Below are 6,940 nucleotides of genomic sequence, written 5' to 3'. Positions count from 1 at the left end.
GATGAGATTTCCCAATTAGTAAGACCCCTTGAAGACGACGAGGTTGATAGGTTCGGGGTGGAAGCACAGTAATGTGTGGAGCTGACGAATACTAATAGGTCGAGGGCTTATCCTAATGAATATTGAAGAAGCGTTTTAATCACTTTGCGAATCAGTTTTCAGGGTGCAAAACTTCTGAAGTTGTCAAGTACAATGAATGAAGTGCACATAGCACTTGGCGGTGCTAGCCTGATTATAAGCTTAAGGTACATTGATGCCGATAAGCCTAGAGTTTGGTAACGATGGCGGAGGGGTTCCACGCGTACCCATCCCGAACACGAACGTTAAGTCCTCCAGCGCCGATGGTACTTGGACCGCAGGGTCCCGGGAGAGTAGGACGTTGCCAAGCTCCCTGAACTTCAGGTTGAGGTGTCATATCATCTAAATAAATTCTATGAACTTATTATTCCCTGATAGCTCAGTTGGTAGAGCACTCGACTGTTAATCGAGTTGTCACAGGTTCGAGTCCTGTTCGGGGAGCCATTATGGAGAGATGTCCGAGTTGGTCGAAGGAGCACGATTGGAAATCGTGTAGGCGTCACAAGCGTCTCGAGGGTTCGAATCCCTCTTTCTCCGCCAGCATGGAATTTATAATATGGAACAAAATGTGTTTTATGTAATAGTTTCATATTAGAGATATGATGACGCGGGGTGGAGCAGTCCGGTAGCTCGTCGGGCTCATAACCCGAAGGTCGTAGGTTCAAATCCTGCCCCCGCAACCAAATAAAATTATCATTATCGTGGAGCTGTGGTGTAGAGGCCTAACATGCCTGCCTGTCACGCAGGAGACCGCGGGTTCGAATCCCGTCAGCTCCGCCATTCATCTTCAATTTTAATATGTGGCCCGTTGGTCAAGGGGTTAAGACACCTCCCTTTCACGGAGGTAACAGGGGTTCGAATCCCCTACGGGTCACCACATTTGGACACTTAGCTCAGCTGGGAGAGCACTATCTTGACAGGGTAGGGGTCAGCGGTTCAAACCCGTTAGTGTCCACCATAGAAGCTGAAAACAAAGTAATAAATAATATGGACGCTTAGCTCAGCTGGGAGAGCATCTGCCTTACAAGCAGAGGGTCGGCGGTTCGATCCCGTCAGCGTCCACCATAAATACCGCGGGGTGGAGCAGTCCGGTAGCTCGTCGGGCTCATAACCCGAAGGTCGTAGGTTCAAATCCTGCCCCCGCAACCAAATAAAATTATCATTATCGTGGAGCTGTGGTGTAGAGGCCTAACATGCCTGCCTGTCACGCAGGAGACCGCGGGTTCGAATCCCGTCAGCTCCGCCATTCATCTTCAATTTTAATATGCGGCCCGTTGGTCAAGGGGTTAAGACACCTCCCTTTCACGGAGGTAACAGGGGTTCGAATCCCCTACGGGTCACCATATTAGAGCCATTAGCTCAGTTGGTAGAGCACCTGACTTTTAATCAGGGTGTCGTAGGTTCGAGTCCTACATGGCTCACCAGTTTCTTACATGATAGTCTGTACATCTGTGCAGGCTTTTTTTGTTTAATATTAGTGAAATTGTAAACAGAGTTATTAATAATAATCACATATCAATTCCATATGTGGAATTTAAGTATATAAAATAAGGATATGAGTATAGAATAGCTTTCTCTAATTATTCGAAGCCGAGTTTGTCGTTCTCAATTTTATTTCATTAATTTTGAGTTAACCATAATGTTGTTAAAGAGGAACGGTGCCTGACTAAGCGGCACTAAGTAGCTCCAATAGCTCCAATACACTTCAGAACAGTTAGTATGTTGAAGATAGTTATGCATTAATATGTTTGCAAACTTTCAGAATATTTTACCACTATATTTATTTTAAAAAAAGTTTGCAATTCAATATTGAACATGATATATTAATAAATGTCCTCGCAAGACGACATCGGCGAAAGAAAGAGCATGATGAAGAATGCGAGAGATATTTGAAGATATGCGGACATAGCTCAGTGGTAGAGTATCGCCTTGCCAAGGCGAGGGTCGCGGGTTCGAATCCCGTTGTCCGCTCCAGAATATGCGCCCTTAGCTCAGCTGGATAGAGCGTTTGACTACGAATCAAAAGGTCAGGAGTTCGAATCTCTTAGGGCGCGCCATTTATTTTTAAGCCGGTGTGGCGGAATTGGCAGACGCGCGCGACTCAAAATCGTGAGGGAAACCGTGAAGGTTCGAGTCCTTTCACCGGCACCACTAATATGTTCGGGATGTAGCTCAGCTTGGTAGAGCACTTGGTTTGGGACCAAGGGGTCGCATGTTCAAATCGTGTCATCCCGACCAGTATTATGAGAAACCGTTGGTTAATAGCCAGCGGTTTTTGTTATTTTACTTATAATTATATTGAAATCGTATAGATTTCCCCTTTCTTTGGAAACACTAGATAAAAAGAAGCATGAAGGGGATTTAGCTATGGCTGATGGAGATCGCATTGTTTCCCGGTTTTCATTTCGCATGAGACAGTTGAAGAAGAAGTTAAAGCGATGGAGAAGGCCGTTGTGGGCATTAGGGGCGATTCTATTCGTTGTTGGGTTATTGACAATAGGTACGATGTTGAGCGAAAAAGTGAAACAGTGGAGCCTATTATCAGGTGAATCTGTTTCTACACTCGGATCGCTAGCAGATACAAATATAAACAATACTGTGGTTGGTTCCAGTAGTTCCTCTACGACTGATTTACGCAAAGAGCAAATAGCTCAGCTTTTTGGAACATCGAAAAGCAAGCTTACTGTCATTCATCGGAAACAGTATATATGCGGTACTGAAGATAAGTACCTAGGCCAGCAGTCTCGTGAGGCTGTTGTTCAACTGTTAGATAAGAACAGCCATTGGGAACCGACGATTGACAAGGAAAAGCAAGTTATTTTAATTGAGCGAATTGATGATTTGTCTGAAACATGTAAACGTTCGGCTCAAATGGGAATGGATACGGAAGGTAACTTGTCATTATATGATGGTGCTCCAAGTGATGAACGCGTCATCAGAACCTTTTTCCAAATTGATATCGAGTCCATGGAGAGCTCTTTACCTCCCCAGGTGCTGCAGCAGATTAAAAATGGGATTCGCATTAGTGATAGGGAAGAATACATTAGTGTCTTATCTACATTTAGCGACTTTGCGGTAGAAGATACCAGGAAAGTAATGAAACCAACCTTATCGCCCTAACGTATTAAATGAATATGGTAGTATAAGTAGGACGCCGTAACCGACGTCCTTCTTTTTTTGGCGTAAACAATCCTCGAGGGTATTTTAGATAATAAAGAAAACGGATAATGCCTGAGAAGTTAACAAACGATAAAGAAAAGACGTCGGTTATGGATCACATATATAGAAAGGGGTATGGTATGCCATGGAACTTTTACTTATGTTACTTATCATCTTGGTATCCACCAAGCTGGCTGGCGACTTAACTGTACGTTTGGGACAACCAAGTGTACTTGGTAAATTGCTTGTCGGTATTCTTATTGGTCCAGCCGTTCTTGGATGGGTTACTAATGGCGATCTTATTAAGCAAATGGCCGAGATCGGCGTTATTTTGCTGATGTTTATCGCGGGATTGGAAACAGATCTGGAGCAATTAAAACGCAACTGGAAATCAGCGTTTGCTGTAGCGATTGGCGGCGTTATTTTGCCGTTTATTGGAGGTTATTTAGGAGCGATATCGTTTGGTTTGGATAATACGCAAGCGATGTTTATCGGTCTATTGCTTTGTGCGACGTCCGTTAGTATTTCCGTTCAAACATTGAAGGATATGAATAAACTTAGCTCACGTGAAGGTACGACCATATTAGGTGCTGCAGTGGTTGACGACGTACTTGTCGTTGTTCTGCTTGCCTTTATGCTCAGCTTCTTGGGTGAAGGTACAGATACTTCCCTAGGTTTGATGATCGGTAAAAAGGTACTATTCTTCGTAGGTGCTTTTGTTCTAGGTGTGTTTGCAGTACCGAAAGTTATGAAGTGGCTATCGCCGCTTAGGGTATCAGAAGCCGTCATTAGTGCAGCACTTATTATTTGCTTCTTCTTCTCATACATGGCAGATTTCTTAGGAGTTGCTAATATTATCGGGGCGTTTGCAGCTGGTATTGCAATTTCTCAAACGAAATTCAAGCATGAAGTTGAGCATCGCTTGGAGCCGATTGCATATGCAATTTTCGTTCCAATATTCTTTGTAAGCGTAGGTTTGAATGTTACATTTGAAGGCCTAGGCGAGCATATGTGGTTTATTATTGTCTTTACTATTATTGCAATCATTACGAAATTGGTTGGCTGCGGACTTGGTGCTCGCTTGACAGGATTTGATCGTAAAGGGGCCATCGGAATTGGTGCCGGAATGATTTCTCGTGGTGAAGTAGCCCTTATTATTGCAACGACGGGGCTGGCAGGTAACTTGTTTGATATTGAATATTTCACACCAATTGTCATTGTTGTTATTTTGACAACGTTGGTAACTCCACCATTCTTGAAGATAGCATTTAAAGACAAGCCTTCTAAGCATGAAGATGTGGTGGAAGTTTCCTAGTTCTTATCTCATTTTAACTTCCGTTTCAGCAATAATTGCATAACGACTTAAGGTGCATTCTCTCCCTTACGATCTGTGTTATAATAGGTTGAACACATATGTTCGCTATATGATACAGATGTCGATAAGGGAGAGATTTTTTTGCGTATTTTAGGGATTGACCCCGGTATCGCCATCGTTGGATTCGGATTCATAGATAAGATCGGAAGCCGTCTAACGCCGGTGCAATATGGCTCTATCCAGACAGAGTCCACAACTGCTCCAGAAATACGGCTCCTTCAAGTATACGAAGCGACAGAGAAGCTCCTTGATCAGTACAAGCCTGATGCTATGGGGATCGAGAAGTTGTTCTTTAATCGCAATGTAACGACCGCATTTACAGTTGGCCAAGCTCGAGGGGTTATTATACTAGCGGCTGCCAAGCGAGGGATCCCAATTGCAGAATATACACCTATGCAGGTGAAGCAGGCTGTAGTTGGTTATGGTGGAGCTGAGAAGAAGCAGGTACAGGAGATGGTGCGGCTGCTACTCAAGCTAAAGACGGTACCGAAGCCTGACGATGTGGCGGATGCTCTAGCGGTGGCTATTTGCCATGCTCACTCTAGCGGTCTCTATCAACAATTGAATGGAGCAGGATTGAAATGATAGATTATGTGCGCGGCCCAGTGGCCCATATGGAATCAGATTATGTAGTTATCGATGTAAACGGTATTGGCTATCGTGTACTGTGCCCGAATCCCTATTTATTTGGGAAAACGGATGGCGAAGTAACGGTTTACACACATCATCATGTACGTGAAGATGCTATGCTTCTATTTGGTTTCTCGTCTAGGGAAGAACAGCGTTTGTTCCGTAAGTTAATTGAAGTAAATGGTGTAGGCCCCAAAGTAGCAATAGGCATATTGGCAGGCAGTCGTCCTGAGGCACTTGTAATGGCTATTCAACAAGAAAATGTAACTTTCTTGACGAAGCTGCCGGGCATAGGGAAGAAGACGGCTCAACGAATTGTGCTTGACTTGAAGGACAAACTTGATCATATTGGTCTAGACTTTACGTCTGGGCAAGGACTATTTGAGGATGCGCCAGTTATCATGGATGGAGATGTGCATCCATCATGGGGCGAGGCTCGTGAGGCATTAAAAGCACTAGGATATAGAGACGTAGAGCTTGATCGAGCATGGGAGCAGCTGAAGCATCGAATTCATGCTGATGAAGCGGTAGATGCGTTAATGAAAAAAGCACTTAAAGAATTGTTAGTTATGTAATAAAGCTGGTTAATGGCAGGAAAGGCGGTACATGATGGACGATCGTATTATTTCGGCCAACTTTATGATGGAAGATCAAGCGGTTGAGCTTAGCCTTAGACCGCGATATTTAGCAGAATATATCGGACAGAGCCAAGTAAAGGAAAATCTTAAAATATATATCGAAGCAGCTAAAATGCGCAAGGAAGCTTTGGATCATGTATTGCTGTATGGACCTCCTGGACTTGGTAAGACGACGCTGTCAACGATTATTGCAAATGAGCTTGGTGTGAACATACGAACGACTTCAGGACCAGCGATTGAACGCCCAGGAGACTTGGCGGCTATTCTCACGAATTTGCAAGAAGGCGACGTACTCTTTATTGACGAAATTCATCGTCTGCATCGCACGGTTGAAGAGGTTCTCTATCCCGCGATGGAAGATTACGCACTTGATATTATTATAGGCAAAGGACCTAGCGCGCGTTCGGTTCGCTTGGATTTGCCGAAGTTTACACTTATCGGTGCCACTACCCGCGCTGGTTTATTGTCAGCGCCACTGCGTGATCGGTTTGGTGTCGTAAGTCGACTAGAGTATTACACGAAAGATGAACTTAGCTTCATTATCTCAAGAGCCGCAGATATTCTTGGTGTTGATATCGTGGGACAAGCTGCTGATGAGCTTGCTGTCCGTTCTAGGGGGACACCGCGTATTGCGAATCGTTTATTGAAGCGGGTACGAGATTTCGCTCAGGTAAAAGGTGATGGCATGATCACCGAGTCACTTGCTTGCGAGGCGTTAGAAATGATTCAGGTAGATCCAGTAGGCTTGGATCAGATTGATCATAAGATGCTGCGTTCCATGATTATGCAGTTCCGTGGTGGACCTGTGGGTCTGGATACAATCGCAGCAACGATTGGGGAAGAAAGTCAAACGATCGAAGATGTATATGAGCCTTATTTGCTTCAGATCGGATTTTTGCAGCGGACACCAAGAGGGCGAATAGCGACGCCACAGGCGTATGCGCACCTTGGTATACCAATGCCGGACAATCGATCTTAATCGATTAGAAGGACTGTAATAGTAAGATTGAAATAAAAAGTTAAAAGTCATGGGAGACTTGGGGAAGGATGATTAGCTAGC

Annotated in this window: 5 protein-coding genes, 15 tRNA genes and 2 rRNA genes; all 22 read left to right on the top strand. The window is 44.3% G+C overall.

Annotation, left to right across the window (positions count from 1 at the left end; all coding sequences use genetic code 11):
• Positions 1–115 (top strand): 23S ribosomal RNA (locus FPZ44_RS16510); the annotation flags it as partial.
• A 156-nt stretch (positions 116–271) separates the two neighbouring features.
• Positions 272–388: ribosomal RNA gene (gene rrf, locus FPZ44_RS16505) — 5S ribosomal RNA — on the top strand.
• A gap of 58 nt (positions 389–446) precedes the next feature.
• Positions 447–522 (top strand) — tRNA-Asn (locus tag FPZ44_RS16500).
• A gap of 4 nt (positions 523–526) precedes the next feature.
• Positions 527–618, top strand: a tRNA-Ser gene (locus FPZ44_RS16495).
• 66 nt (positions 619–684) lie between these two features.
• A tRNA-Met gene (locus FPZ44_RS16490) sits at positions 685–761 on the top strand.
• 20 nt (positions 762–781) lie between these two features.
• A tRNA-Asp gene (locus tag FPZ44_RS16485) sits at positions 782–858 on the top strand.
• A gap of 22 nt (positions 859–880) precedes the next feature.
• Positions 881–955, top strand: a tRNA-Glu gene (locus tag FPZ44_RS16480).
• Positions 956–960: 5 nt separating this feature from the next.
• Positions 961–1,036: transfer RNA gene (locus tag FPZ44_RS16475), tRNA-Val, on the top strand.
• Positions 1,037–1,067: 31 nt separating this feature from the next.
• Positions 1,068–1,143 (top strand) — tRNA-Val (locus FPZ44_RS16470).
• Between the two features lie 7 nt (positions 1,144–1,150).
• Positions 1,151–1,227, top strand: a tRNA-Met gene (locus FPZ44_RS16465).
• 20 nt (positions 1,228–1,247) lie between these two features.
• Positions 1,248–1,324 (top strand) — tRNA-Asp (locus FPZ44_RS16460).
• Between the two features lie 22 nt (positions 1,325–1,346).
• Positions 1,347–1,421, top strand: a tRNA-Glu gene (locus FPZ44_RS16455).
• A gap of 5 nt (positions 1,422–1,426) precedes the next feature.
• A tRNA-Lys gene (locus FPZ44_RS16450) sits at positions 1,427–1,502 on the top strand.
• A gap of 475 nt (positions 1,503–1,977) precedes the next feature.
• A tRNA-Gly gene (locus tag FPZ44_RS16445) sits at positions 1,978–2,052 on the top strand.
• A 6-nt stretch (positions 2,053–2,058) separates the two neighbouring features.
• Positions 2,059–2,135, top strand: a tRNA-Arg gene (locus FPZ44_RS16440).
• Between the two features lie 11 nt (positions 2,136–2,146).
• A tRNA-Leu gene (locus tag FPZ44_RS16435) sits at positions 2,147–2,229 on the top strand.
• A gap of 10 nt (positions 2,230–2,239) precedes the next feature.
• Positions 2,240–2,316 (top strand) — tRNA-Pro (locus FPZ44_RS16430).
• Between the two features lie 129 nt (positions 2,317–2,445).
• Positions 2,446–3,198, top strand: a complete 753-nt coding sequence (locus tag FPZ44_RS16425; protein ID WP_144991601.1) for a BofC C-terminal domain-containing protein — start codon at positions 2,446–2,448, stop codon at positions 3,196–3,198.
• 184 nt (positions 3,199–3,382) lie between these two features.
• Positions 3,383–4,552, top strand: a complete 1,170-nt coding sequence (locus tag FPZ44_RS16420; protein WP_144991600.1) for a cation:proton antiporter — start codon at positions 3,383–3,385, stop codon at positions 4,550–4,552.
• 141 nt (positions 4,553–4,693) lie between these two features.
• Positions 4,694–5,197, top strand: a complete 504-nt coding sequence (gene ruvC, locus FPZ44_RS16415; protein ID WP_144991599.1) for a crossover junction endodeoxyribonuclease RuvC — start codon at positions 4,694–4,696, stop codon at positions 5,195–5,197.
• Entirely contained in the window at positions 5,194–5,817 is a 624-nt protein-coding gene (gene ruvA, locus FPZ44_RS16410) for a Holliday junction branch migration protein RuvA (RefSeq protein WP_144991598.1), read from the top strand. Before ruvC ends, ruvA begins: the two co-directional genes overlap by 4 nt.
• 34 nt (positions 5,818–5,851) lie before the next feature.
• Positions 5,852–6,859 carry a Holliday junction branch migration DNA helicase RuvB gene (gene ruvB / locus FPZ44_RS16405; RefSeq protein ID WP_144991891.1) on the top strand — a complete coding sequence of 336 codons (1,008 nt, stop codon included), beginning with the start codon at positions 5,852–5,854 and terminating at the stop codon, positions 6,857–6,859.
• Positions 6,860–6,940: the final 81 nt, after the last annotated feature.

The organism is Paenibacillus agilis, assembly GCF_007786455.1.
In the GTDB taxonomy this organism is placed as follows: Bacteria; Bacillota; Bacilli; order Paenibacillales; family Paenibacillaceae; genus Paenibacillus_B; species Paenibacillus_B agilis.
Note: the sequence above shows the minus strand (reverse complement) of the source record. Positions and strands in the feature narration are given on the sequence as shown.

Excerpts from the sequence above, each read along its gene's own strand:
- FPZ44_RS16420 (WP_144991600.1), top strand. The coding sequence starts at position 3,383 with ATGGAACTTTTACTTATGTTACTTATCATCTTGGTATCCACCAAGCTG.
- FPZ44_RS16425 (WP_144991601.1), top strand. The coding sequence starts at position 2,446 with ATGGCTGATGGAGATCGCATTGTTTCCCGGTTTTCATTTCGCATGAGA.
- ruvB (WP_144991891.1), top strand. The coding sequence starts at position 5,852 with ATGGACGATCGTATTATTTCGGCCAACTTTATGATGGAAGATCAAGCG.
- ruvA (WP_144991598.1), top strand. The coding sequence starts at position 5,194 with ATGATAGATTATGTGCGCGGCCCAGTGGCCCATATGGAATCAGATTAT.